The 24,004-nt window shown below is 61.1% G+C and carries 24 protein-coding genes; 18 read left to right on the top strand and 6 right to left on the bottom strand.

Features of this window, described 5'->3' with window-relative positions; translation table 11 throughout:
• Positions 1-48: 48 nt before the first annotated feature.
• From PSH94_RS19050 to PSH94_RS19035, 4 genes are all read left to right on the top strand, one after another.
• Positions 49-762, top strand: coding sequence for a GntR family transcriptional regulator (locus PSH94_RS19050; protein ID WP_181081158.1), 714 nt, complete (start codon positions 49-51; stop codon positions 760-762).
• Positions 759-1,772 (top strand): ADP-ribosylglycohydrolase family protein, encoded by a 1,014-nt coding sequence (locus tag PSH94_RS19045; protein ID WP_253508985.1) that lies wholly within the window; start codon positions 759-761, stop codon positions 1,770-1,772. The genes PSH94_RS19050 and PSH94_RS19045 overlap by 4 nt, the downstream gene beginning before the upstream one ends.
• Before the next feature lie 73 nt (positions 1,773-1,845).
• Entirely contained in the window at positions 1,846-3,312 is a 1,467-nt protein-coding gene (locus tag PSH94_RS19040; protein ID WP_181081156.1) for a cytosine permease, read from the top strand.
• Positions 3,305-4,222: a PfkB family carbohydrate kinase gene (locus PSH94_RS19035; protein WP_285428097.1), complete on the top strand. Its 918-nt coding sequence runs from the start codon at positions 3,305-3,307 to the stop codon at positions 4,220-4,222. The genes PSH94_RS19040 and PSH94_RS19035 overlap by 8 nt, the downstream gene beginning before the upstream one ends.
• Before the next feature lie 61 nt (positions 4,223-4,283).
• On the opposite strand, the gene PSH94_RS19030 is transcribed toward PSH94_RS19035, so the two are convergent.
• The 3 genes from PSH94_RS19030 to PSH94_RS19020 are packed head-to-tail and all read right to left on the bottom strand — an operon-like array spanning position 4,284 to position 5,365.
• Positions 4,284-4,664 carry a Rho termination factor N-terminal domain-containing protein gene (locus PSH94_RS19030; protein ID WP_305435563.1) on the bottom strand — a complete coding sequence of 127 codons (381 nt, stop codon included), beginning with the start codon at positions 4,662-4,664 and terminating at the stop codon, positions 4,284-4,286.
• A gap of 50 nt (positions 4,665-4,714) precedes the next feature.
• Complete coding sequence (locus PSH94_RS19025) at positions 4,715-4,981, bottom strand: hypothetical protein (RefSeq protein WP_181081153.1); 267 nt, start codon at positions 4,979-4,981, stop codon at positions 4,715-4,717.
• 51 nt (positions 4,982-5,032) lie between these two features.
• Positions 5,033-5,365, bottom strand: coding sequence for a hypothetical protein (locus PSH94_RS19020; protein WP_253508979.1), 333 nt, complete (start codon positions 5,363-5,365; stop codon positions 5,033-5,035).
• A gap of 219 nt (positions 5,366-5,584) precedes the next feature.
• On the opposite strand from PSH94_RS19020, the gene PSH94_RS19015 reads away from it, so the two are divergent.
• The 6 genes from PSH94_RS19015 (at position 5,585) to PSH94_RS18990 (ending at position 11,720) form a co-directional block, all read left to right on the top strand.
• Entirely contained in the window at positions 5,585-6,064 is a 480-nt protein-coding gene (locus PSH94_RS19015) for a GNAT family N-acetyltransferase (RefSeq protein ID WP_181081151.1), read from the top strand.
• 169 nt (positions 6,065-6,233) lie between these two features.
• Positions 6,234-7,055, top strand: coding sequence for an SDR family oxidoreductase (locus PSH94_RS19010; RefSeq protein ID WP_253508977.1), 822 nt, complete (start codon positions 6,234-6,236; stop codon positions 7,053-7,055).
• A gap of 38 nt (positions 7,056-7,093) precedes the next feature.
• Positions 7,094-8,083, top strand: coding sequence for a substrate-binding domain-containing protein (locus PSH94_RS19005; protein WP_305435562.1), 990 nt, complete (start codon positions 7,094-7,096; stop codon positions 8,081-8,083).
• Positions 8,080-9,582 carry an L-arabinose ABC transporter ATP-binding protein AraG gene (gene araG / locus PSH94_RS19000; protein WP_253508973.1) on the top strand — a complete coding sequence of 501 codons (1,503 nt, stop codon included), beginning with the start codon at positions 8,080-8,082 and terminating at the stop codon, positions 9,580-9,582. Before PSH94_RS19005 ends, araG begins: the two co-directional genes overlap by 4 nt.
• Before the next feature lie 9 nt (positions 9,583-9,591).
• Positions 9,592-10,560, top strand: coding sequence for an L-arabinose ABC transporter permease AraH (gene araH, locus PSH94_RS18995; RefSeq protein WP_181081933.1), 969 nt, complete (start codon positions 9,592-9,594; stop codon positions 10,558-10,560).
• Positions 10,561-10,916: 356 nt separating this feature from the next.
• Complete coding sequence (locus tag PSH94_RS18990) at positions 10,917-11,720, top strand: IclR family transcriptional regulator (protein ID WP_305435561.1); 804 nt, start codon at positions 10,917-10,919, stop codon at positions 11,718-11,720.
• Here the strand turns inward: PSH94_RS18990 and PSH94_RS18985 are convergent, their stop codons facing one another.
• On the bottom strand, positions 11,721-12,773 hold the full coding sequence (locus tag PSH94_RS18985) for an NAD(P)-dependent alcohol dehydrogenase (RefSeq protein WP_253508971.1): 1,053 nt from the start codon (positions 12,771-12,773) through the stop codon (positions 11,721-11,723).
• A gap of 222 nt (positions 12,774-12,995) precedes the next feature.
• Between PSH94_RS18985 and PSH94_RS18980 the strand changes: the two genes are divergently transcribed.
• Positions 12,996-13,889, top strand: coding sequence for an AraC family transcriptional regulator (locus PSH94_RS18980; protein WP_181081710.1), 894 nt, complete (start codon positions 12,996-12,998; stop codon positions 13,887-13,889).
• Between the two features lie 233 nt (positions 13,890-14,122).
• On the opposite strand, the gene PSH94_RS18975 is transcribed toward PSH94_RS18980, so the two are convergent.
• Together PSH94_RS18975 and PSH94_RS18970 are read right to left on the bottom strand one after the other, a co-directional pair.
• Positions 14,123-15,541, bottom strand: coding sequence for an IS1182-like element ISPfl3 family transposase (locus tag PSH94_RS18975; protein WP_305435084.1), 1,419 nt, complete (start codon positions 15,539-15,541; stop codon positions 14,123-14,125).
• A gap of 101 nt (positions 15,542-15,642) precedes the next feature.
• A complete protein-coding gene (locus tag PSH94_RS18970) occupies positions 15,643-17,307 on the bottom strand; it encodes an electron transfer flavoprotein-ubiquinone oxidoreductase (RefSeq protein WP_305435560.1) in 1,665 nt (554 codons plus the stop codon).
• Positions 17,308-17,824: 517 nt separating this feature from the next.
• Between PSH94_RS18970 and PSH94_RS18965 the strand changes: the two genes are divergently transcribed.
• From PSH94_RS18965 to PSH94_RS18935, 7 genes are all read left to right on the top strand, one after another.
• A complete protein-coding gene (locus tag PSH94_RS18965) occupies positions 17,825-18,574 on the top strand; it encodes an electron transfer flavoprotein subunit beta/FixA family protein (protein ID WP_181081708.1) in 750 nt (249 codons plus the stop codon).
• 2 nt (positions 18,575-18,576) lie between these two features.
• Complete coding sequence (locus PSH94_RS18960; RefSeq protein ID WP_181081707.1) at positions 18,577-19,506, top strand: electron transfer flavoprotein subunit alpha/FixB family protein; 930 nt, start codon at positions 18,577-18,579, stop codon at positions 19,504-19,506.
• Between the two features lie 82 nt (positions 19,507-19,588).
• On the top strand, positions 19,589-20,407 hold the full coding sequence (locus tag PSH94_RS18955; RefSeq protein ID WP_181081706.1) for an ABC transporter substrate-binding protein: 819 nt from the start codon (positions 19,589-19,591) through the stop codon (positions 20,405-20,407).
• Between the two features lie 9 nt (positions 20,408-20,416).
• Entirely contained in the window at positions 20,417-20,779 is a 363-nt protein-coding gene (locus PSH94_RS18950) for a DUF4398 domain-containing protein (RefSeq protein ID WP_181081705.1), read from the top strand.
• Positions 20,776-21,591 (top strand): OmpA family protein, encoded by an 816-nt coding sequence (locus tag PSH94_RS18945; RefSeq protein ID WP_181081704.1) that lies wholly within the window; start codon positions 20,776-20,778, stop codon positions 21,589-21,591. The genes PSH94_RS18950 and PSH94_RS18945 overlap by 4 nt, the downstream gene beginning before the upstream one ends.
• Before the next feature lie 335 nt (positions 21,592-21,926).
• A complete protein-coding gene (locus tag PSH94_RS18940; RefSeq protein WP_017527404.1) occupies positions 21,927-23,366 on the top strand; it encodes a PLP-dependent aminotransferase family protein in 1,440 nt (479 codons plus the stop codon).
• 114 nt (positions 23,367-23,480) lie between these two features.
• The gene (locus tag PSH94_RS18935) at positions 23,481-23,969 is read left to right on the top strand and encodes a translation initiation factor 2 (RefSeq protein WP_181081703.1); all 489 of its coding nucleotides are present in this window, start codon (positions 23,481-23,483) and stop codon (positions 23,967-23,969) included.
• The last annotated feature ends 35 nt before the right edge of the window (positions 23,970-24,004 follow it).

Raw genomic sequence — 24,004 nt, 5'->3', positions numbered from 1 at the left:
ACATAATTCGCTTGCCGCTGATGGGGGCTTTCGGTTATCAATTTGTACATGATTAGACATGTCCGATTTGATAAGAAAAAACGCGTCGTCGACGAACTCATTCGCCGTATCGAAGGCGGGGTGATGGCCGACGGTTTCCTGCTGCCAGGCGAGCACCAGTTGGCCGAAGAGTTTGCGGTCAGCCGAGGCACGTTGCGCGAGGCACTGGCCGAACTCAAGCGGCGCAATTACATCGCCACCCAAAGCGGGGTCGGCTCCATCGTCACCTTCGATGGCATGGTGCTCGATCAAGCCAATGGCTGGGCCCAGGCCCTGGCCGACACGGGCGCACTGGTGAACACCGAGGTGCTGCGCCTGGAAGCTGTGACGCGAGAGGACCTGCGCAGCCGCTTCGGCAGCGACCAATTCATCGCCCTCGACCGCCGCCGGCGCACTACCGACGGCACTGCCGTATCCCTGGAGCGCTCGTTGATGCCAGCCTCCGGCAGTCTGGAAAGCCTGCCCCGCGTGGGCTTGATCGACAATTCCCTGACCATCACCCTCGCGGCCTACGGCTATATCGGCGCCGACGGCGATCAGTGGATCGGTGCCGAGCCTCTGAGCGCTGCGGACGCCGAGTTGCTCGGGCGTACGGCCGGCACAGTGTTTCTGAAGGCGTCACGCACCACCTATGACCGCCGTGGGCGTTTCATGGAGTACGTCGAAAGCCTTCTAGACCCTGTGCACTTTCGCCTGCACCTGCAATTCGGAACCGCCAAATGACTCCGCACGACCGCGCCCTCGGCGCCTTCTACGGCCTGGCCCTGGGCGATGCCCTGGGCATGCCCACCCAGTCTCTGAGCCGTGAACAGGTTCGCGCGCGTTTCGGCGCTATCACCACGCTGGTCGACGCCCACGCCGACCAGCCTATCGCCCCCAACATGCCGGCCGGCTCCATCACCGATGACACCGAACAAGCCATCCTCGTGGGCGAGCTGCTGGTGCAGGGGCAGGGCACGATCCAACCCTCGGTGCTCGCCCATCGGCTGATCGAATGGGAAGCGAGCATGCGCGCCAAGGGCTCCCAGGATTTGCTCGGCCCTTCCACCAAGCGTGCCATCGACATGATCCTCGCCGGCCATACCCCGGAAGAGTCCGGGCGCTATGGCACCACCAACGGTGCCGCCATGCGCATTACGCCCGTGGGCATTGCCGCCGACGTCAACGACTCGGCGCGGTTTATCCAGGCGGTGATCCAGGCGTGCCAGGTCACCCATAACACCACCTTGGGGATTTCCAGCGCGGCGGCGGTGGCGGCGGTGGTCTCGGCCGGCATCAACGGTGCGGACCTGGGCGAAGCCTTGAACATCGGCACTCAAATGGCCCAGCAGGCTGAAACCCACGGGCATTGGATTGCCGGCGGGCGGATTTCCACCCGCATCAGTTGGGCGCGTACCCTGAGCGTCGGCAGTGGCGACACGGCGCTGTTCGCCGACTTGCTGTACGAGTTGATCGGCACTTCCGTCGCCTCCCAGGAGTCGGTGGTGGTGTCGTTTGCCCTTGCGCAGCAAGTGGCGGTGGGCGAGCTGACGGCGCTGGATGCCCTGTGCCTGGCCGCCAGCCTCGGCGGGGACACCGACACCATCGCGGCCATGCTCGGCGCCATGCTCGGCGCTTGCCTGGGCATGCCGTGCTGGCCGTCGGCGATGATCGAGCAGATCAGGCGGGTCAATCGCCTGGATCTGCAGCCCTTGGTCCAGGGGCTGCTGGCCTTGCGTCAAGCGCATGATTGAACAGTCAGGATGACGGGTTAACCCTTTAACCATTTGCCTTCACATAACAACTACAGGCATCAGGAGCACCACGATGGGCAGCATGACTTCCGGCCAAGGCGCCGGGCAATTGGAAACACGCGGTATCGAGCCCGTCCCGGAAGGGGAGTGCAACGGCCACCCGCTGCAACTGTTCTGGGTATGGTTCGCCGCCAATATCAGCATCCTCGGTTTGCCGCTGGGCGCCACGTTGGTGGCGTTTCGCGGCCTGGCGATCTGGCAGGCAGTGATCGTGGCAATCCTCGGCGCCGCCGGTTCCTTTGCCGTGGTGGGCATCATTTCCATCGCCGGCCGACGGGGCCGCGCGCCCAGCCTGACACTGTCCCGAGCCATTTTCGGCGTGCGCGGCAATATCGGTCCGACGCTGGTCTCGCTGATGTCGCGCCTGGGCTGGGAAACCGTCAACACCACCACCGCCGCGTTTGTGCTGCTGTCGCTGTGTTCGATTCTGTTCGGCTCGGCGGTCGAAGCCAAAAGCGCGCCGGTGCTGACCCTGATCTTTATCGGCATCTTCGTGCTGCTGACCCTGGCCGTCTCCGGCCTGGGCCACGCCACCTTGCTGGTGATCCAGAAGTGGGCCACCTATGTGTTCGGTGCGCTGAACATCCTGGTGGGTGGTTTTCTCTGCGCCACCATCGACTGGAGCGCCGTCTTCAACGCCGCCCCGGCTCCGCTGAGCGCGATGATCATCGGCATCGGCACCATGGCCGCCGGTACCGGTATCGGCTGGGCCAATGCCGGTGCCGATATGTCGCGCTACCAGCACCGCAGCGTCAAGGCCGCACGACTGGTGGCGTCCGCCGCATTTGGCGCGGGTATCCCGCTGGTACTGTTGATCACCCTCGGCGGTCTGCTGTCGGTGGGCAACAATGACCTGGCGGCGGCCACGGACCCGATCATCGCGATCCGCGACATGCTGCCCACCTGGATGGCCGTGCCGTACCTGATCACCGCGTTCGGCGGGCTGTTGCTGTCAAACAACCTGTCGGTGTATTCGGCCGGCCTCACCACCTTGACGCTCGGCCTGAAGGTCAAGCGCGTGCATGCGGTGATCGTCGATATCGTGGCGATTTTCGCCGGTTCGATTTACTTCATGCTGATCGCCGACAGTTTCTATGGCCCGTTCATCACCTTCATTTCGCTGCTGGCGGTGCCGATTACTGCGTGGGTCGGGATCTTCGTGGTCGATCTGATTCACCGTCACTACTACAGCGCCAAGGATTTGCTGGACGTCAGCCCCAGCAGCGCCTATTGGTATCGCGGCGGCGTGGAATGGCGCGCGTTCGGCGCCTGGGCCGTGGCGATCGTGTTGGGTTTCAGCTTCACCACCATTGGCACCACCGCCGACAACATCTGGTTTGCCGGACCATTGTCCGATTCCTGGCTGGGCCACAACGGCCTGGGCTGGATCGTAACGTTCCTGGTTGCGGGTGGCCTTTATGCCGTACTGGGTGGCGCCTCCGATCGCCGTCCGGCGCTGGTCGAGGGCGCGCATGTCTAGGTTGCTGCACACCGGTCAGGTTATTGTCGACCTGGTCATGGCCCTCGATGCGTTGCCCGAATCCGGTGGCGACGTGTTGGCGCAATCGGCCAGCTTCGAAACCGGCGGGGGCTTCAACGTGATGGCCGCCGCACGCCGCAACGGGATGCCGGTGGTGTACCTGGGGCGCCATGGTACCGGGCGTTTCGGCGACCTGGCCCGCGCGGCAATGCAGGCGGACGGCATCGAGATAGCCCTTGCGCCCAGCACTGGCAAGGACACCGGCTTGTGCGTTGCCCTGACCGAAGCGTCCACGGAGCGAACCTTCATTTCTCGCCTCGGCGCCGAGGGTGATCTCAGTGCCGAAGACCTTGCCAGCGTGGCGCCGCATGCAGGTGATTATGTCTATGTGAGCGGCTACAGCCTGTTGTTGGAAGGCAAGGCGCAACCGCTGATTGACTGGGTGCTGACGCTGCCGCGCGCCATTGTGGTGGTGTTCGATCCGGGGCCTTTGGTCAAAGCGCCTGATTCGGCCCTGATGCGTGCATTGCTGCCGCGCATCGATATCTGGACCAGTAACGCTCCCGAGGCGCTGGCATTCACCGGCGCGGTGGACATCGCGCAGGCCCTGTCCGCGCTCGCTCGGCACCTGCCCGCCGACGCGCTGCTGGTGGTGCGCGACGGGCCGAATGGCTGCTGGGTAGGGAGGGGCGCCCACATCGACCACGTGCCGGGTTTCAAGGTACGGGCAGTGGACAGCAACGGCGCCGGGGATGCGCACGCAGGGGTAATGATGGCCGGCCTTGCCCAAGGCCTCACGCCGGTGGAATCGGCGCGCCGTGCCAATGCCGCAGCGGCATTGGCGGTGACCCGTCGGGGCCCGGCCACATCGCCGGGCGCTGGCGAAGTCGACGCTTTCCTCAACGGATAACACGCCACCGATGTGAGGACGTGCGCGCCCTCACATCGGTGACATTGGCGTCAGAGCAGGGTTAACCCGCCTTCTTCAACGCCTCGATCAATTCGTCCTTGCGCATGCTCGAACGCCCGGGGATATCCTTCGCCCGAGCTTCTTCGAGCAAGCTTTGCTTGGTCTGGGCGCTTAACGCCGCACGGCTGTTGCGCGGATGTCCCTCGCGGCTGGCGGCAGCGCGTTTGGCCGATGCCTGACGATCCTCGGCTTTCTTCGCCGGGGCCTTGCGCTGCCCGGAACCGCCGGCTTTTTCGCCACCACCGGATTGCTTGTTGACCGTGGCCCAGGCGCGCGCTTCGGCTTCGGCCTTTGGCACGCCTTTATCCTCGTAACTGTGCTCGATACGGGCGGCTTTGCGCTTCTGTGCGGCGGTGTATTTGGCTTTGCTTCCAAGAGGCATTGCGATACTCCTACTGGCCCTTTCGCCAGGGCCAGACCAGACAAAATGAATTACTGAGCGTCTGCGCTCTCCAGCTTGCGCGCTTCATCGACACCCGACGCGGTCAGCTTGATCGGCAGGTTCAACGCATATTCACCGGCAGCGTCGGTGGTCACATGACCATCCTTGATCAATCCACGGTCCTGGAGAAACGCCAAGGCACTGGCGACCTCTTTTTCGCCGCGGTAGTTGTCCAGCACTTCCTTGCCCAAACCGTGGGGATGGGCGTGCAGCAGGCGGGTGAGGACTTCTTTTTCAAGGTTCTTATCGACGTTCATGCGTACCTCTTCATGGGGAAATGATCGGGTGTTCGGCTGGCGTACGATGGATCAAGGTGTCGGTTGTTTAGGCGCGCCCGGCAGGTTCGAGTCGTCGCCTTTGTTGATCTTAGGCTCGTTCACCGATGGACCCATCTTGCCATTGCCTACCGCAGCCGGTGCCTGGCGCTGGGTGTCGTGGCCTTGGGTGTGCGGGTCGGCGGCGTTGGTGTTATCGATCACCGCGCCGCCATTGGCGTCCAGGCCCGTGCCCATGGACTTCTGCGATTCGGTGGTGGCGTCTGGGTTGGTCGGGCCGGTGGACGAAGTCGCCGCGAAGCTGCTCAGGGAAACCGCGGACAGCAGGCCGGCGAGGGCGAGGGCAGCACATTTGGAATGGTTCATGAGGGTGTCTCCATATGATTAATGTCCTTACCCTCTATTGGTCAGCCGGTGTTTATTGATCGTGCCTTAAGGGCGACGAACGGTATCAAGTCGCCTGTAAGAATTTGTGTGACAGCGCACCCGGCCACAACGACGGCACCCCGCAGCGCATAAAATTGCGCTGCAATCGCTCATCGAAGCGTCTTAATATGTGGCCTTTCACATTGCCAAGGCTCGCCCATGACCATCGAGATTCGTCCCGCCGTGCCCAGTGACGCTGCGCAGATCCTGACTTTCATCACCGAGCTCGCCGAGTACGAAAAGGCCCGGCATGAGGTGATCGCCAGCGTGGCGGATATCCAGCGCAGCCTGTTTGGCGAAGGTGCGACTGCCCATGGCCTGATCTGCTCGCGAGACGGTGTGCCGATCGGCTTCGCGGTATTCTTTTTCAGCTACTCCACCTGGCTGGGCAGCAACTGTTTGTACCTCGAAGACCTCTACATCAACCCGGAACAACGCGGCGGCGGGGCAGGCAAGAAGCTGTTGCGCCACTTGGCCAAGATCGCCTTCGACAACGGCTGTGGTCGTTTCGAGTGGAGCGTGCTGGACTGGAACGAGCCGGCGATTGCTTTCTATAAGTCCATCGGCGCCCAGCCCCAGGAAGAGTGGGTGCGTTATCGCATGGAAGGCGACGCGTTGCGCGACTTTGCCTTGGGCTGAGGCTGAAAGCCGCCGTAGCGATTGCTCAATAAACCGGCATCCTAATGCCGGTTTTTTTATATCTTCTCTCACATTATGGGATGCAAATTTATATATTGAGATGTTTCAGGGTCTGGGTTTATAGTCGGCGGCATCAGCACTCACTACCAAAAATAAAACAGGTGAAGCGATGCAGGCACAACCGTTGTCCTTACCCGTGGTGCCCGAGCCTACCTACGGCGAGCGTCTCAAAGGCAAGGTGGTGATTATCACCGGTGCCGCCCAAGGCATTGGTGAGGCAATCGTCGCGTGTTTCCAGGCCCAGCAGGCGCAGTTGGTGATCGGCGATATCCAGGGTGAGAAAGTCCAAGCCGTAGCCGCCCGCTGGCGCGAACGTGGCGCCCGGATCCATGCGCTGCCTATCGATATCACCGTGAAGGAGCAGTGGCAGGCGCTGGTCAGCCTGGCCATCGAGCGTTTCGGGCGCGTGGATGTGTTGGTCAACTGCGCCGGCGTCAATGTGTTCCGTGACCCATTGGAGATGACCGACGAAGACTGGCGCCGCTGCTTCGCCATCGACCTCGACGGAGCCTGGTTCGGCTGCCGCACAGTGCTGCCGCACATGATCGAGCAGGGCATCGGCAACATCATCAATATCGCTTCCACCCATTCCAGTCACATCATTCCCGGTTGCTTCCCGTACCCGGTCGCCAAGCATGGCCTGCTCGGCCTGACCCGTGCCCTGGGCATCGAATATGCGCCCAAAGGCATCCGCGTAAATGCCATCGCGCCGGGTTATATCGAAACCCAACTCAATGTGGACTACTGGAACGGTTTCCCCGACCCCCACGCCGAGCGTCAGCGCGCCTTCGACCTGCACCCACCCAAGCGCATCGGCCAGCCGGTCGAGGTGGCGATGACGGCGCTGTTCCTGGCCACCGACGAAGCGCCTTTTATCAATGCCACCTGCCTGATGATCGATGGCGGGCGGTCTGTGATGTACCACGACTAAAACCCGCTGCTCTCCCATAACAACAAGAGGTGCCGTTCATGAAAAAAGCCTTACGTGTGCTTGCTACCGCCGTTGCGCTCAGCGGCCTCAGTTCCTTCGCCCTGGCCGCCGATCCCGTCAAAATCGGTTTTCTGGTCAAACAGGCCGAAGAACCCTGGTTCCAGACCGAGTGGGCCTTCGCCGAAAAAGCCGGCAAGGAGCATGGCTTTACCGTGATCAAGATCGCCGTGCCCGACGGCGAAAAAACCCTCTCGGCCATCGACAGCCTGGCCGCCAACGGCGCCAAGGGTTTTGTGATCTGCCCGCCGGATGTGTCCCTCGGCCCGGCTATCGTGGCTAAGGCCAAAGTCAACGACCTGAAAGTCATGGCGGTGGACGACCGTTTTGTCGATGCCAAGGGCAAGTTCATGGAAGACGTGCCGTACCTGGGTATGGCGGCCTTTGAAGTGGGCCAGAAGCAGGGCGCGGCCATGGCGGATGAAGCGAAAAAACGCGGCTGGGACTGGAAAGAAACTTACGCGGTGATTACCACCTACAACGAACTCGATACCGGCAAGAAACGCACCGACGGTTCGATGGATTCGCTGAAAAAAGCCGGCATCCCTGCAGACCATATCCTCACCGCACCGCTGAAAACCCTCGACGTCCCCGGCAGCATGGACGCCACCAACTCGGCCCTGGTCAAACTGCCCGGCGCGGCGAAAAACCTGATCATCGGCGGCATGAACGACAACACCGTGCTCGGCGGCGTACGCGCCACCGAGGCGGCCGGTTTCAAGGCGGCTAATGTGATCGGTATCGGCATCAACGGCACCGACGCCATCGGCGAGCTGAAAAAACCGAACAGCGGCTTCTTCGGCTCGATGCTGCCAAGCCCGCATATCGAGGGTTACAACACCGCGTTGGCGATGTACGAGTGGGTCACCACCGGTAAGGAACCGGCCAAGTACACCGCCATGGATGAAGTCACCCTGATCACCCGCGCCAACTTCCAGGAAGAACTGACCAAGATCGGGCTGTGGAAATGACCGCTGCGGCTTTGCGCTTCGACGGCATCGGCAAAACCTTCCCCGGCGTCAAGGCGCTGGACGGTATCTGCTTCACCGCCCACCCGGGGCAGGTGCACGCCTTGATGGGCGAAAACGGCGCGGGCAAGTCGACGCTGCTGAAGATCCTCGGCGGAGCCTATATCCCGAGCAGCGGCACGGTGCAGATCGGCGCGCAGACCATGGCCTTCAAATGTGCCGCCGACAGCATCGCCAGCGGCGTGGCGGTGATTCACCAGGAGCTGCATCTGGTGCCGGAAATGAGCGTGGCCGAGAATCTGTTCCTCGGCCATTTGCCCACGCGCTGGGGCGTGGTCAACCGTGGCCTGCTGCGCAAGCAGGCCCTGGCGTGCCTCAAGGGCCTGGCCGATGAGATCGACCCGGACCAGAAGCTGGGGCGCTTGTCCCTGGGCCAGCGCCAATTGGTGGAAATCGCCAAGGCGCTGTCCCGTGGCGCCCATGTGATCGCCTTCGACGAGCCGACCAGCAGCCTGTCGGCACGGGAGATCGACCGTTTGATGGCGATCATCACGCGCCTGCGCGACGAGGGCAAAGTGGTGCTCTACGTGTCGCATCGCATGGAAGAAGTGTTCCGCATCTGCGACGCGGTCACGGTGTTCAAGGACGGCCGCTACGTGCGCACGTTCGAGGACATGAGCGCACTGACCCACGACCAGTTGGTGACCTGCATGGTCGGTCGCGACATTCAGGACATCTACGACTACCGCCCGCGCGAGCAGGGCGAGGTGGCGCTCAAGGTCGACGGTCTGCTTGGGCCAGGCTTGCGCGAGCCGGTGAGTTTCCAGGTGCGCAAAGGCGAAATCCTCGGCTTGTTCGGCCTGGTCGGGGCAGGGCGTACCGAGCTGTTCCGTCTGCTCAGCGGCCTGGAGCGTGCCCGCGCCGGCAGCCTTGAGCTCTGTGGTGAGCCATTGCAACTGCGTTCGCCGCGCGACGCCATCGCTGCCGGGGTGCTGCTGTGCCCCGAAGACCGCAAGAAGGAAGGCATCATCCCGCTGTCCAGCGTGGCCGAGAACATCAACATCAGTGCCCGTGGCGCCCACTCGCGCTTCGGCTGGCTGCTGCGCGAGGGCTGGGAGAAGGGCAACGCCGCACACCAGATCCAGGCGATGAAAGTCAAAACCCCGAACGCCGCGCAAAAGATCCTGTACCTCTCCGGCGGCAACCAGCAGAAGGCCATTTTGGGCCGCTGGCTGTCGATGCCGATGAAAGTGCTGCTGCTCGACGAGCCGACGCGGGGCATCGATATCGGCGCCAAGGCCGAGATCTACCAGATCATCCATAACCTCGCGGCGCAGGGCATTGCGGTGATTGTGGTGTCCAGCGACCTGATGGAAGTCATGGGCATTTCCGACCGCATCCTGGTGCTGTGCGAAGGCGCCCTGCGCGGCGAACAACTGCGCGAACACGCCACTGAATCCAACCTGCTGCAGCTGGCCTTGCCGCGCCGCGTGACGAACTGAGAGAAGACCATGACCACTCAAAACAACGCGCTGCCCCGCGCACGCAAACCCCTGGACATGCGCGCCTTGCTCGACAACTGGGCGATGCTGCTGGCGGCCATCGGCATCTTCGTGCTGTGCGCCTTGCTGATCGACAACTTCCTCTCGCCGCTGAACATGCGCGGCCTGGGCCTGGCGGTGTCGACCGTGGGCATCGCCGCGTGCACCATGCTGTTCTGCCTGGCGTCGGGGCATTTTGACCTGTCGGTGGGCTCGGTGATCGCCTGTGCCGGCGTGGTCGCGGCCATCGTCATGCGCGATACCGACAGCGTGATGCTGGGCATTGGCGCAGCATTGCTGATGGGCCTGGTCGTCGGGCTGATCAATGGCATCGTCATCGCCAAACTGCGGGTCAACGCGCTGATCACCACGTTGGCGACCATGCAGATCGTGCGCGGCCTGGCCTACATATTTGCCGACGGCAAGGCCGTGGGCGTGTCCCAGGAGCAGTTCTTCATCTTCGGCAACGGCCAGCTGTTCGGCGTGCCGGTGCCGATCCTGATCACCCTGGTGTGCTTCCTGTTTTTCGGCTGGCTGCTCAACTACACCACCTACGGGCGCAACACCATGGCCATCGGCGGCAACCCGGAAGCGGCGCTGCTGGCGGGCGTGAACGTGGACCGCACCAAAATCCTGATCTTCGCCGTGCACGGCCTGATCGGCGCACTCGCCGGCGTGATCCTCGCCTCACGCATGACCTCGGGTCAACCGATGATCGGCCAGGGTTTTGAACTGACCGTGATCTCCGCCTGCGTACTGGGCGGCGTGTCGCTGAGCGGCGGCATCGGCATGATCCGCCATGTGATCGCGGGCGTGCTGATCCTGGCGATCATCGAAAACGCGATGAACCTGAAGAACATCGACACCTTCTACCAATATGTGATTCGAGGTTCGATCCTGCTGCTGGCCGTGGTCATCGACCGCATGAAACAACGCTGACTCCAGGCCATGTGAGGACTGAGTGTGGGAGGGGGCTTGCCCCCGATAGCGGTGTATCAGAGCAAAAATTGCAGCCTGACACTCCGTAATCGGGGGCAAGCCCCCTCCCACAGTAAGGCGGTTCGATGTGGTTGCTGGCAGCGGTGATTGAGTCCATGAAACAAAGCTGAGCCCTGGTCATGTGAAATCAAAAGGTGGGAGGGGGCTTGCCCCCGATAGCGATGTGTCAGACCCGGATGTTCAAACTGACCCACAGCCATCGGGTAAAGCCCCCCGCCACATAGATATCCGCACTGTGTTGCCCTCGGGTATTTGCCATAATGGCGCCCGTTTTCGTACTTCCCAATAGGCCCGATATGCAGGAAAACGCCCAAACCCCCGCCAAAGACGCCGCTCCCACCGGCACCCAGACCCTGTTGCGTGGCCTGGGGGTGGTGCAAGCGGTGGCGGCGGGTGCGCGGGATCTGAAAGAGATCGCCAGGCGCATCGGCACCACCCGCAGCACCACTCACCGCCTGGCCAGTTGCCTGGTGGACGAGCGTTACCTGCGTGTGGTGCCGCAAGTCGGTTACCTGCTGGGCCCCAAGTTGATCGAATTGGGGTTCCAGGCACGCGAAGAGTTGCCGCTGGTCACCCTGGCAGTGCCCTATCTGGACGAGCTCTCGGCGCTGACCGGCGACACCATCCACCTGGCCATCCGTGAACACGACGACGTGCTTTACCTGCACAAGAACCCAGGCCGCTACGGGCCGGAAATGCGCTCGCGGGTCGGCCACCGCATGCCGTTGGCGCGTACCGGGGTGGGCAAGGCGATGTTGCTGGATGATTCGGTACAGGAATGGCAACGCTTGTACGACGCCAGCCTGCCGGCAGGCGGGAAGAATCTGCAGTGGCCCCACCATCCTGAGCAATCCTGGGCGCAGTTCGAGCAACGCATGCACGAGTACGTAGCGGGTGGTTATGCCTTCGACTTGGAAGACAACGAACCGTCGATCCGTTGCGTGGCTGCACCGGTGCGCGATGCCAGCCGGCGGATCGTCGCCGGCATCAGCATCGCCAGTACCGTGCCCTACATGCCGCTGGAAAAAATGGCCGAGCTGATCCCTGTGATCAAACAGGTCGCAGCGCGGCTGTCGGCGGAGTTGGGCGCCAAGGCCTGATCAGACCTTGAGGGTCGCCATATCGATGACAAAGCGGTACTTCACATCGCCGGCGATCATGCGGGTGTAAGCCTCGTTGATCTGGCGGATGTCGAGCATCTCGATATCGCAGGTGATGTCATGCTCGGCGCAGAAATCCAGGACTTCCTGGGTTTCGGCAATACCCCCGATCAACGAGCCGGCCAGCACTTTACGGCCCAGCACCAGCTTGGCGGCGTTGACGGGCGGGTCCACTGGCTCGATCAGGCCCACCAGGATATGCACGCCGTCAAAGCGCAGGGTATCGAGGTAGGGGTTCAGGTCGTGCTGCACCGGAATGGTGTCCAGCAGGAAGTCGAACTGCCCGGCGGCGGCTTTCATTTGCTCGGCATCGGTGGACACGATCACATGATCGGCGCCCTGGCGGCGGCCTTCTTCGGCCTTGCTCGCGGAGCGGGTGAACAGCGTCACTTCGGCGCCCATGGCCTTGGCGAACTTGATACCCATGTGGCCCAGGCCGCCCATGCCGAGAATCCCGACCTTGTCGCCGGCCTTCACGCCGTAGTGCTTGAGCGGCGAGTAGGTGGTGATGCCCGCGCACAGGATCGGCGCAGCGCTGGCCAGGTCGAGCTTGGCCGGGATCTTTACCACAAAATGCTCGCTGACCACGATGCTGTCGGAGTAGCCGCCCATGGTGTTGCTGCCGTCCACGCGGTCGGGGGTGGCGTAGGTCATGGTCGGGCCTTCAAGGCAGTATTGCTCCAGGTCCGACTGGCAGGCCTGGCACTGGCGGCACGAATCGACCATGCAGCCCACGCCCACCAGGTCGCCGACTTTGTGCGCGGTGACGCTGGCGCCCACGGCGGTGACTTTGCCGACGATCTCATGGCCTGGCATCAGCGGGTAGACGGCGATGCCCCACTCGTTGCGTGCCTGGTGAATGTCGGAGTGGCAGACGCCGCAGTACAGAATCTCGATGGCCACGTCGTCGGCCCGTGGGCTGCGACGTTGGAAACTCATGGGGGCGAGGGGAGTGGTGGCCGACTGGGCGGCGTAACCGATGGCGGTGTACATGGGGAGAACCTCGCAAAAGCAATGGCAAGTGAGGCGGGCCATTGTCCCCATCGACTTGGTTGGCGGCCATGGCGATTGCTCCGAGTCTTATGCCTAAAGCTCCGGCGGAGCAGCTAAAAGCAGCAAGCTGCAAGCCGCAAGCTATAAACTGCGCGCTCTCTTGCAGCTTGAGGCTTGAAGCTTGCTGACGCTCAGATCTGAAAACTCCCGAGAACTGCTTTTATGCTATTGACCCGCCATCTCGACGCCAACGCCACGCTGGTTTCCTTGATCGAGGGCCTCACGACCCGTGACGGTTTCTCCCCGACCCACTTGCCTGGCGTACAGGTTTTGCGTGCCAGTTGTGATGTGGCACGCGGCCCGCAGATCTATGAGCCGAGCCTGATGTTCGTGGCTCAGGGCAGTAAGGTCGCGTACCTGGGACCGCGCACGCTGGAGTATGGTGCCGGGCACTATCTGATCCAGGCGATGCCGGTGCCGTTCGAGTGCGAGACCTTCGCCATGGCGCCTGGTGCACCGCTGTTGGGCGTGACGGTGGCGATCGACCGCGTGGTGCTTGGCGAGCTGGTCATGGCCATGGGTATTCAGGCCGGTCCGCCGCCCGCTGCGCAGACGTTGGCATCGATGAGTTCGGTGGTGCTCGACGAAGCGATGCGCGGCTGCGTCGAGCGGCTGTTGCAGTGCCTGCACGATCCGCTGGAAAGCCGGATCATCGGCCCGTCGCGGGTGCGCGAATTGCTGTTTACCGCCTTGCGCGGGCCCCAGGCCGATGTGCTGCGCGCGCTGGTAGAGCAACAGGGCCAATTCTCACGCATTGCCACCTCGTTGAATCACCTGCATGCCCATTACGCCGAGCCGCTGAATATCGAGACCCTGGCCGGCTATGCACATATGAGCGCGTCGACCTTTCACGAGCATTTCAAGCGTTGCACGTTGTTGTCGCCGGTGCAGTACCTCAAACGGCTGCGCCTGCTCAAGGCCCAGCAATTGCTGCTGGTGGACGGCATGGGCGTGGCGCAGGCGGCACACAGCGTGGGGTATCAGAGTACGTCGCAGTTCAGTCGGGAATATAAGCGCTACTTTTTGCGCAATCCGGGTGAAGAACGAGCGGCGTAGCGAGTTCAGGCGAAGAAACAAATCCCAAGGTGCGAAGGGGCCTCCGATGGCGGTGTGAAGTCAGCATTTCTGCAACTCACCACCGATATCGGGGGCAAGCCCCTCCCACATTGGATTGATGTTAACTATAAAAAAGGCTCCCATTTGCAGACTGTGTGAAAACACACTGACAGGCCTTAGACCAAACGCCCCGACTTGTTCGGGGCGTTTGTTTTTGTGCTGAAAAAGGCTCTTCAGCCCATCAGTTGCATCATTTTCTTGGCTCCCAAGACACTGATCGCCCGCTTGAAGTTGTACGCGGTCACGGCCAGGGCCATTTCAGCTTTCGTCCCTTCAAGTTGTCGTAGCAAGAACCGCCCGTTCCCAAATAGCCATTGTTTGAGATTGCCAAACGGGTGCTCCACGATGGATCTGCGTCGCTCCATCATCTCTGGATGCAGTTGCATCCGCTGTGCCATACGCTCAAAGGCTTCCTCTTGTGCGTGACGTGAGACATAGCGGCGCTGAGCCTTTGTACATTGGGCTTTCAGCGCACATCCAGCGCAGTCGCTGACTGCCGCCTGGTAGATCCGGTCGCCTTTGCAACGCTGCTTCAGGGTTAGCCATTGACCTGCCGGGCACTGGTATCGATCCTGTTCAGCGTCATAGGTAAAGTCCTGGCGCTCGAATAATGTCTCTCCGCCTGGGTTCGAAGTTCGGTTTGGCGGCACGTACACGGTAATGGAGGCATCCTCGCACGCCTGGAATTGCTGGCCATTTGAGTAGCCCATATCGGCTGTCACGGTCAGCGTGTCCTGCCCCAGTTCGGCCTTGGCAGCTTTAGCTATGGGTTCAAGCTGTTTGCGGTCGTCACCATCTTGCGTCACCTCATGGTGCAAAATCAGACAGTGCTCTGCGTCCACGGCTGTTTGCACGTTATAGGCAACACGAGCCCCCTTTGGCGTGCGCATCATTCGGGCATCGCTTTCGTGCGTGTTGAATTGCTCCAGCCCCATCGACTTCATCAAAGCTTGGCAACTACGGTTGTCTTGCTGCTTGGCCTCAAGCTTCGCCAGTGCCGCCTTGATCGCAGTGCGATCGACCACTTGCTCGCCCTCTGCTTTATCAACGGCATCCAGGTCAGCCAGGTATTGGGCGATCCGTTTATCCAGCTTCTCCTCCTGACGCTTGAGCTGATTCAAATTCAGGTGGCGTCGCGAGGAAGCGACTGCCTGAAACTTACTGCCATCGATCGCAACCAGATCGCCCGCAATCAAGCCGACGGATCGGCAGAACTGCACAAAAGCTCGGCACGTCGTAACGAACGCTACTTTGTTGTTCTTGCGAAAGTCGGCGATGGTCTTGAAGTCGGGTTTAAGCCGGTTGATCAACCACATCACTTCGATGTTGCGTTGGCACTCAGCTTCTAGGCGCCGCGACGATCGAATGCGCTGAAAATAGCCATAGAGATAGAGCTTGAGCTGATCGGCGGGGTCGTAAGCTGGGCGCCCAGTGGCCTTGGGCTGAGCCTTCTCAAAACCGAGCTGGCCCAGATCGAGCTTGGTGACATACAGGTCGATGACCCGTACGAGGTGATCTTCAGGGATCAGTTCCTCCAGCGAGACCGGGAACAGGCTGGTCTGGCTGCGGGACTCGCCTTGTATGTAGGCCATAACGAAAAATGCTCCGTATCTTTCGATACGGAGCATTCTCTTAAAGGGCCGGACAGATTGCTAGGTTTTCACACAGTCTGCATTTGGGAGCCTTGTCTGGCTTACATATTCGGGTAAGTCGGCCCGCCCGCGCCTTCCGGCGTGACCCAGGTGATGTTCTGCGAAGGGTCCTTGATGTCACAGGTCTTGCAGTGCACGCAGTTCTGGGCGTTGATCTGGAAGCGTTTCTCGCCGTCTTGTTTCGTCACCACTTCATACACCCCGGCCGGGCAGTAGCGCTGCGCCGGTTCATCGTAGAGCGGCAGGTTGGTGCCGATCGGGATGCTTGGGTCTTTCAATTTCAAGTGGCACGGCTGCTCTTCTTCGTGGTTGGTACCGGAGATGAACACCGAGCTGAGCTTGTCGAAGCTCAATTTGCCGTCGGGCTTGGGGTAATCGATCTTCTGGCTGTCCTTGGCCAGTTTCAGGCAGGCATAGTCCGGCTTGGTGTCGTGCAGTGTGAACGGCATCTTGCCGCCCAGAATGTTCTGGTCGAACCAGTTGAAGCCGGCGCCGAGGATCGGGCCGAACTTGTGCATCGCCGGGCCGAAGTTGCGTGTGGCGAACAGTTCTTCGTAGAGCCAGCTGGACTTGAAACTGTCGACGTAGGCGGTCAGTTCATCGCCGCCTTCGGACGCGGCGAACAGGCGATCGGCCACGGCATCGGCGGCGAGCATGCCGGACTTCATGGCAGTGTGGCTGCCTTTGATCTTGGCGAAGTTCAGGGTGCCGAGGTCGCAACCGATCAGCGCGCCGCCTTTGAAGACCATCTTCGGCAGTGAGTTCAGGCCGCCTTTGCAGATGGCGCGGGCGCCGTAGCTGACGCGTTTGCCGCCTTCCAGGTACTGAGCCAGTACCGGGTGATGCTTGAGGCGCTGAAACTCATCGAACGGCGACAGGAAAGGGTTGCTGTAGGACAGGTCGACGATCAGACCCACCACCACCTGGTTGTTTTCCAGGTGATACAGGAACGAGCCACCGGTGTTCTCGGCGCTCATGATGTCCAGCGGCCAACCGGCGGTGTGCACCACCAGGCCTGGCTGGTGTTTGGCCGGGTCGATTTCCCAGATTTCCTTGAGGCCGATGCCGTAGTGCTGGGCGTCGGCATCGCTGTCCAGGTTGAAACGCTGGATCAGTTGCTTGCCGATATGGCCACGGCAGCCTTCGGCGAACAGCGTGTATTTGCCGCGCAGCTCCATGCCGGGGGTGTAGAGGCCTTCCTTGGGGTTGCCTTCACGGTCGACGCCGAGGTCGCCGGTGATGATCCCGCGCACCACGCCGTTTTCATCGAACAGTGCTTCCTGGGCGGCGAAGCCGGGGTAGATTTCCACACCGAGGTTTTCGGCCTGTTGGGCCAGCCAGCGGCACAGGTTGCCCAGAGAAATAATGTAGTTGCCTTCGTTGTGCATGGTCTTGGGCACAAAGAAGTCAGGCACCTTGGTGGAGGTGTCGCTGCTGCGCAGTACATAGATGTCGTCGCGCACCACCGGGGTGTTGAGCGGGGCACCGAGTTCTTTCCAGTCCGGGAACAATTCATTTAGGGCGCGTGGTTCGAATACGGCACCGGAGAGGATATGGGCGCCGACTTCAGAGCCTTTCTCGACCACGCAGACGCTGATTTCCTTACCGGCTTCGGCGGCCTTCTGCTTCAGTCGGCAGGCGGCGGACAGGCCAGCCGGGCCAGCGCCGACGATGACCACGTCGAATTCCATGTATTCGCGTTCCACAGGCTATCTCCTACTCAAGGCTCAACAGGCTTTTTTTCTAATGGGTGGAGGTTCGGTTTCGTCTTGCAGACAGGGCAAGACCCACCTCTCTCTCTAGGTGGCGCATTATATATAGACCACCGACAGCGTCCAATACAAACGTTTGTTTGAATTGCCCGCAGGCTAGATAAATCAAAGCAACGCGGCTTATGACTGACCATTTTGCCGTATTGACCAGAATAGGCGTTCCGGTCAAGATACGGTCGGTTTTGCGCTTACCGTAGGCAGACAGCAGGTTTCAAGAGCACGTCCAAAAGCAATGCAACGGCATGAACGGCGGGTACGCGTGCAGAGGGTGGCGCGCAGTTTACACGCCGCGATAGAGAATGACCTCCCAGTCACTCCTGACGAACGGTCTGCATTTTACTGTCGATTCGCCGCTGCGGATGTTTTTGGAGGTGCCCTTGTGTGCCGATGAGCATCAACCGCCAGGTTCGCCTAGGCGACTTTCTTTTCACCGGAGAGTAACGAGGAATCCATGAAGGTTCTTGTAGCTGTCAAACGCGTTGTCGATTACAACGTGAAAGTTCGCGTCAAGGCGGACAATTCCGGCGTCGATCTTGCTAACGTCAAAATGTCGATGAACCCTTTCTGTGAAATCGCTGTTGAAGAAGCGGTGCGCCTGAAAGAGAAAGGCGTCGCGACTGAAATCGTCGTAGTGTCCATCGGCCCGACCACCGCTCAAGAGCAGTTGCGTACTGCCCTGGCCCTGGGTGCCGACCGCGCCATCCTGGTCGAGTCCGCCGAAGACCTGACCTCTCTGGCCGTGGCCAAGCTGCTCAAGGCCGTTGTCGACAAGGAACAGCCCCAGTTGGTGATCCTCGGCAAACAAGCCATCGACAGCGACAACAACCAGACTGGCCAGATGCTGGCTGCACTGACCGGTTACGGCCAGGGCACCTTCGCTTCCAAAGTCGAAGTGAGCGGCGACAGCGTTGCCGTGACCCGTGAAATCGACGGCGGCGCCCAGACGGTTTCCCTGAAATTGCCGGCCATCGTCACCACCGACCTGCGTTTGAACGAGCCGCGCTATGCGTCCCTGCCAAACATCATGAAAGCCAAGAAAAAGCCGCTCGAGTCGCTGACTCCGGATGCCTTGGGCGTTTCCACCGCCTCCACCAACAAGACCATCAAAGTCGAAGCGCCGGCTGCACGCAGCGCGGGCATCAAGGTCAAGTCGGTGGCTGAACTGGTCGAGAAACTGAAAAACGAAGCGAAGGTAATCTGAACATGACTATCTTGGTAATCGCCGAACACGACAACAAGGTGCTGGCTCCGGCCACCCTTAACACCGTGGCTGCCGCCGCTAAGATCGGTGGCGACATTCACGTACTGGTTGCCGGCCAGGGCGCGGGCGCCGTTGCTGAAGCCGCTGCGAAAATCGCCGGTGTGAGCAAGGTTCTGAACGCTGACAACGCGGCCTACGCGCATCAGCTGCCGGAAAACGTTGCGCCGCTGGTCGCCGAGTTGGGCAAGGGCTACAGCCACATCCTGGCGGCCGCCACCTCCAACGGTAAAAACATCCTGCCGCGCGTAGCCGCGCAGCTGGACGTTGACCAGATCTCCGAGATCATCTCGGTCGAAAGCGCCGACACGTTCAAACGCCCGATCTACGCCGGTAACGCCATCGCTACCGTACAGTCGACCGCCGCCATCAAAGTGATCACCGTGCGTGCCACCGGTTTCGACCCGGTTGCTGCAGAAGGCGGTTCGGCTGCTGTTGAAGCCGTTGCGGCTGCTCATGACGCCGGCACATCCAGCTTCGTCAACGAAGAACTGGCCAAGTCCGATCGTCCTGAACTGACCGCTGCCAAGATCGTCGTTTCAGGCGGGCGTGGCATGCAGAACGGTGACAACTTCAAACACCTGTACGCCCTGGCCGACAAGCTCGGCGCCGCGGTTGGCGCTTCGCGCGCCGCAGTGGACGCAGGTTTTGTGCCCAACGATATGCAGGTCGGCCAGACCGGCAAGATCGTTGCGCCACAGCTGTACATCGCCGTCGGTATCTCCGGCGCGATCCAGCACCTGGCCGGTATGAAAGACTCCAAAGTGATCGTCGCGATCAACAAGGACGAAGAAGCTCCGATCTTCCAGGTGGCCGATTACGGCCTGGTGGCGGACTTGTTCGAAGCCGTACCCGAGTTGGAGAAGCTGGTCTAATCCAGTCGCTTCACTTATAAAGAGCCCGGTCGTATGACCGGGTTTTTTTTGCCCGGCTTTTTGCCTATCGGAGAAATGCACCATGCAATTGCGTCCCTGGACTGCGCTGCTGGGTTTCACACTGTTGCTGCCGACCTTGTCGCTGGCCGCCGGTAAATGTGACCGCCTGGTGATTACCGGCAGCCCGGATGCACCGCCTTTATTGTGGCGCGACCCGCAAGACCCTACGCGCCTGATTGGCGCCACCGCGGATGTGTTGCAGCAAGTGGCCAAGGACCTGGGTGTAAAGATCGATCTGCTTTACGGCGGCAAGCGCGCCCTGGCCCTGGATGAAGCGCGCAGCGGGCGCATGGATATGTTGGCCGATGCGCCGCTAAATGTCGGCGAGCTGGAAAACTTTGACTACATTCATCCAGCCCTGATGCAGAACGATTACCTGGTCTGGACGCGCAAAGACTCGACGCTGGCTTACGCCACGGCTGCGGATCTGCACGGCCATCAGGGCGCGGTGTCGGAACGCGCGCGGCTGAGCCGTGGTTTTGAAACCTTCGCGGGCCAGCAGTTGAGCCTGCAACGTTTTCCCACCTTGACCCCGGCGTTCCAGAAACTGCTGCTGGGCGAGGTGGATTATGTGCTGGCCGGGCGTTATTCCGGCATGGCCATGGCGCAGTCGTTGGGCATGAGCAATGACTTGGTCGCCCGCGATGTACCGGTCGATCAGCCCGGCCTGTACCTGGCGATTTCTCACAACTCGGCCTGTAATGATCCGTGGCTGCGCGGACAGCTGGCCAAAAAGATGACAGAATTGCGCGGGTCCGATGGGGTGCAAGCTGCACTGCAGCGCAATATCGAGCGCTGGAAGGCGCAATTGCAACAACCCGTCGGCACCCCAACAAAGTAGGGATTTTCAGTGACTCTTCGACCTCTTTTCGCGGCCCTCGCCGTTGTCGCTCTGGCGGGATGTGCAGCCGATCCTGCGCCGAATGAACAAATACGCCTTACTCAGCAGGCTCTCGAACAGGCCAGCGCCGTCGGTGCCAATGCCGATGACTCGCCCGAGCTGAAGCTGGCCGAGGATAAATTTGCCCGGGCCAGGGCCGACATGGCCGACCAATCCTTCAAACATGCGCGCATGCGTGCTGAGCAGGCCGAGCTGGATGCGCGTCTGGCCGAGGCCAAGGTGCTGACCCGCAAAAGCCAGGAACAACTGAACGTGCTCAATACCCGCATCACGCGCCTGCGCAAGCAACTGCAATTGGGAGATGCCCAATGAGCCTGACGATCCGAGGTCTGGGCTTTGCAACGTTGTTGGCCAGTGCGGTACTGGGCGGGTGTGCCAGCCATCCCAACAGCGAGCAGGCATTGCAGCAGGCCGGCAGCGACTTCCAGAAGGTCAAGGAAGATGCCAATGTGCTGCGCATCGCGCCCAAGGACGTGATCCGCGCCGGTGAATCCCTGGCCCGGGCCGACCGACTGTCCAGCTATTGGGGCAGCGGCAATGACGTCGTGCACTACGCCTACCTGAGCCAGCGCTACAGCGCCATCGCCCGCGAACACACCGAGCAGGCACTGAATGAAGAACGCGGCGCCAAACTTGAGCTGGAGCGTCAGCGCCTGCAACTGGCCCTGCGCGAAAGCAAATTGAGCAGCGTGCAGCAACAGGGCAAGTGGCTTGAAGAGCAGATCGCCAGTTTGGCCACTACCCAGACCGATCGCGGCCTGGTGATGACCCTGGGTGACGTGCTGTTCGACACCGGCGAAGCGGAACTGAAAAACTCGGCCAATCGCACCGTGCTCAAGATCGTGCAATTCCTGCAACTGAACCCCAAGCGCGTGGTACGCATCGAGGGCTACACCGACAGTACCGGTGGCGAACAGGAAAACCTCAAACTGTCGCGTGATCGCGCGCAGGCGGTGGCGGACGTTCTGGTAGATCTGGGCATTGATGAAAAACGCATCCAGGTCGAAGGCTATGGCGACCAGTATCCAGTGGAAGCCAATGCTTCCGAGCGCGGTCGTGCGCAGAACCGCCGGGTAGAAATCGTATTCTCCGACGCCAAGGGCCAGTTGGGCGCCGCCCGCTGAAGCCTTGGGCTGATTGACAAGGTGGGGCTCACCCCAAGAGCCTCAGGCTCTCAGGTGAGGTGTTCACTGAAGAGAAGTCGATACCCATGCCCCGTTCGCGGTGGGTCAGTCAGCCCAGCTGTCACTGACGCACCGCTATCGGGCCAATCGAATCGTCGCACCGCCCCTCCTGCTTTTTTCTGCATAAGCCTGAAAGCTCTCTCCACCACCCTTACAGTTTTTGCTGTCACTGCCAGCCGCGCTCGACTATTGTGGCAACTGTCCCCGTACACTTCTAAACTGTGCCGGTATGTTTCACACAAAAATAAAATGCCCGTGAAATCGAGTGCTGCGACATGACCAATCTTTTGCTCTACCAACGTATCGCTCAGCAGCTGGCTGAGGATATCCGGCGTGGTGTCTATCAACCGGGCGAACGGGTGCCTTCCGTACGCAAGATGAGCTCCCAGCTCAATGTGAGCCATGCCACGGTATTGCAGGCTTATGCCAACCTCGAAGACCAGGGGCTGATCAGGGCGCGACCGCAGTCCGGTTATTACGTACACCAGACCCCCGCGCTCACCGCGCCCACGCCGGATATCGCACGGGTCGAGCGTCCGGGGCTGGTCACGCGCAGCAGCATCATCCAGCAGGTATTGGGCGAGTCGCGCCGCGAAGGGGTTTTTCCCCTGGGCGCCGCAGTCCCGAGCGTCGATTACCTGCCGGTGCGCGCGTTGCATCAGCAACTGGCCAAGGTCACGCGTTTCCAGAGCCCGCGCGCGTTCAGCTACATGTTCAGTCCCGGCTTCGAGCCGCTGCGCCGCCAGGTCGCGATCCGCATGCGCGATGCCGGGGTGGTGGTGGACCCTTCCGAAGTGGTGATCACCCACGGATGCGTCGATGCGTTGCAGATGTCACTGCGCGTGCTGACTCGCCCCGGCGATCTGATCGCGGCGGAATCCCCCACCTATTACGGCTTGCTGCAATTGGCGGATCTGCTGGGCCTCAAAGTCATTGAGATCCCCAGCGACCCGTCCACCGGCATGAGCCTGGAGGCGCTGCAACTGGCCGCGAACCAGTGGTCGATCAAGGCGCTGGTGCTGACCACGCGGCTGAGCAACCCGCTGGGTGGCACCATGCCGGAGGAGCGTCAGAAGCAGTTGCTGCGCCTGGCGTCGGATTTCGATATTCAGATTGTCGAGGACGACATCTACGGCGAGCTGATGTTCGAGCTGGGCCGCACCAAGGCCCTGAAAGCCTATGATCGCCTGGATCGGGTGATCTATTGTTCGAGCTTCTCCAAGACGTTGTCGCCAGGGGTGCGTATCGGCTGGATGATCGCCGGCAAGTACCAGCAGGAAATCCAGCGCCTGCAAATGTTCAGCACCCACTCGGCCTGCAGCGTGACTCAAATGGGCGTGGCTGCGTACCTGGAGAACGGCGGTTACGACCGACATTTGCGCTACATCCGTCAGGAATACCGCAAGAACCTCAGCGCCTTTCAATTGGCGGTGCAGCAATACTTCCCGGAGGGCACGCAGATGACCCGTCCCACCGGCGGCTTCATCCTGTGGGTCAGTTTGCCAGGACGGGTCAATACCCAGGAACTGCACGTACGTGCACTGCAACAGGGCATCAGCATCGCGCCAGGGTTGATCTTCAGTAATACCGAGCAATTCAACCACTGCATCCGCCTTAACTGCGGCACGCCGTGGAACCGCGAGGCAGAGCGCGCGCTGATGACGTTGGGCATGCTGGCGAGCCAGTTGTGCCAGGAAACCGCTGCCGGTTTTTGAGCGCTGATGAGCGTGCAAAACAGGGCTATGCCGATAGCTGGCTAATCACCGCGCTTGTCATGGCGCGCACAACAAGCGAGCATATGGCCCTCTGCCTTTAATGCTGTAGGCGATATGACCTCGATGTTCCGAGCTGTTCTGGTAATTGGCCTGTTAAGCCTGTGCAACGTCCACACCGCGCTGGCGGCGGCGCCTGTGAGCGAAAACAAGCCGGCCGCCGGCAGTGAGCAGAGCACTCCCGCGAAAACGCCGGCTCCGGCAAAAAAAGCGCCTGCCGTGAAGAAAAACACCACCAACGCCAAGAAACGTACGGCGGCCAGGAAGGCCAAATCCGCCCATGAAGTGGCCGAGACCAAATTGCCACCGGCCCAATTGGACCTGTCGCTGCCCTCGGACATGGTCCGGCACCTGCAGCCGCTGGGCACCTTGCCGCAGCCTAAGAGCGTGCCACTGCTGCCGCCGATGTTCGGTGAGAAACCCACCGATAAAAGCGATTTCCAGATCAACGGACGTCTGCTCAGTAACGAAATGCGCCTGCAATTGCGCAATGAAGAGCGGCGCGAGGTAGAGGGTGCCGCGCTGGATTTCGAATTCAAACAGTAAGTGCTTCCTACCTTTGCAAGATGACCCTTCGACCA

Source organism: Pseudomonas sp. FP2254 (assembly GCF_030687695.1).
GTDB classification, from domain to species: Bacteria; Pseudomonadota; Gammaproteobacteria; order Pseudomonadales; family Pseudomonadaceae; genus Aquipseudomonas; species Aquipseudomonas quebecensis.
This window is presented reverse-complemented; position numbering and strand designations above follow the sequence as displayed.

What these genes read in the sequence shown, in the direction of transcription:
- PSH94_RS18980 (WP_181081710.1), top strand. Translation starts at nt 12,996, where the DNA reads ATGCTATTGACCCGCCATCTCGACGCCAACGCCACGCTGGTTTCCTTG.
- PSH94_RS19050 (WP_181081158.1), top strand. Translation starts at nt 49, where the DNA reads ATGATTAGACATGTCCGATTTGATAAGAAAAAACGCGTCGTCGACGAA.
- PSH94_RS18985 (WP_253508971.1), bottom strand. Translation starts at nt 12,773, where the DNA reads ATGTACACCGCCATCGGTTACGCCGCCCAGTCGGCCACCACTCCCCTC.
- araG (WP_253508973.1), top strand. Translation starts at nt 8,080, where the DNA reads ATGACCGCTGCGGCTTTGCGCTTCGACGGCATCGGCAAAACCTTCCCC.
- PSH94_RS19035 (WP_285428097.1), top strand. Translation starts at nt 3,305, where the DNA reads ATGTCTAGGTTGCTGCACACCGGTCAGGTTATTGTCGACCTGGTCATG.
- PSH94_RS18965 (WP_181081708.1), top strand. Translation starts at nt 17,825, where the DNA reads ATGAAGGTTCTTGTAGCTGTCAAACGCGTTGTCGATTACAACGTGAAA.
- PSH94_RS19020 (WP_253508979.1), bottom strand. Translation starts at nt 5,365, where the DNA reads ATGAACCATTCCAAATGTGCTGCCCTCGCCCTCGCCGGCCTGCTGTCC.
- PSH94_RS19045 (WP_253508985.1), top strand. Translation starts at nt 759, where the DNA reads ATGACTCCGCACGACCGCGCCCTCGGCGCCTTCTACGGCCTGGCCCTG.
- PSH94_RS18960 (WP_181081707.1), top strand. Translation starts at nt 18,577, where the DNA reads ATGACTATCTTGGTAATCGCCGAACACGACAACAAGGTGCTGGCTCCG.
- PSH94_RS18935 (WP_181081703.1), top strand. Translation starts at nt 23,481, where the DNA reads ATGACCTCGATGTTCCGAGCTGTTCTGGTAATTGGCCTGTTAAGCCTG.
- PSH94_RS19040 (WP_181081156.1), top strand. Translation starts at nt 1,846, where the DNA reads ATGGGCAGCATGACTTCCGGCCAAGGCGCCGGGCAATTGGAAACACGC.
- araH (WP_181081933.1), top strand. Translation starts at nt 9,592, where the DNA reads ATGACCACTCAAAACAACGCGCTGCCCCGCGCACGCAAACCCCTGGAC.
- PSH94_RS18945 (WP_181081704.1), top strand. Translation starts at nt 20,776, where the DNA reads ATGAGCCTGACGATCCGAGGTCTGGGCTTTGCAACGTTGTTGGCCAGT.
- PSH94_RS18990 (WP_305435561.1), top strand. Translation starts at nt 10,917, where the DNA reads ATGCAGGAAAACGCCCAAACCCCCGCCAAAGACGCCGCTCCCACCGGC.
- PSH94_RS18975 (WP_305435084.1), bottom strand. Translation starts at nt 15,541, where the DNA reads ATGGCCTACATACAAGGCGAGTCCCGCAGCCAGACCAGCCTGTTCCCG.
- PSH94_RS19010 (WP_253508977.1), top strand. Translation starts at nt 6,234, where the DNA reads ATGCAGGCACAACCGTTGTCCTTACCCGTGGTGCCCGAGCCTACCTAC.
- PSH94_RS19015 (WP_181081151.1), top strand. Translation starts at nt 5,585, where the DNA reads ATGACCATCGAGATTCGTCCCGCCGTGCCCAGTGACGCTGCGCAGATC.
- PSH94_RS18955 (WP_181081706.1), top strand. Translation starts at nt 19,589, where the DNA reads ATGCAATTGCGTCCCTGGACTGCGCTGCTGGGTTTCACACTGTTGCTG.
- PSH94_RS18940 (WP_017527404.1), top strand. Translation starts at nt 21,927, where the DNA reads ATGACCAATCTTTTGCTCTACCAACGTATCGCTCAGCAGCTGGCTGAG.
- PSH94_RS19005 (WP_305435562.1), top strand. Translation starts at nt 7,094, where the DNA reads ATGAAAAAAGCCTTACGTGTGCTTGCTACCGCCGTTGCGCTCAGCGGC.
- PSH94_RS19025 (WP_181081153.1), bottom strand. Translation starts at nt 4,981, where the DNA reads ATGAACGTCGATAAGAACCTTGAAAAAGAAGTCCTCACCCGCCTGCTG.
- PSH94_RS19030 (WP_305435563.1), bottom strand. Translation starts at nt 4,664, where the DNA reads ATGCCTCTTGGAAGCAAAGCCAAATACACCGCCGCACAGAAGCGCAAA.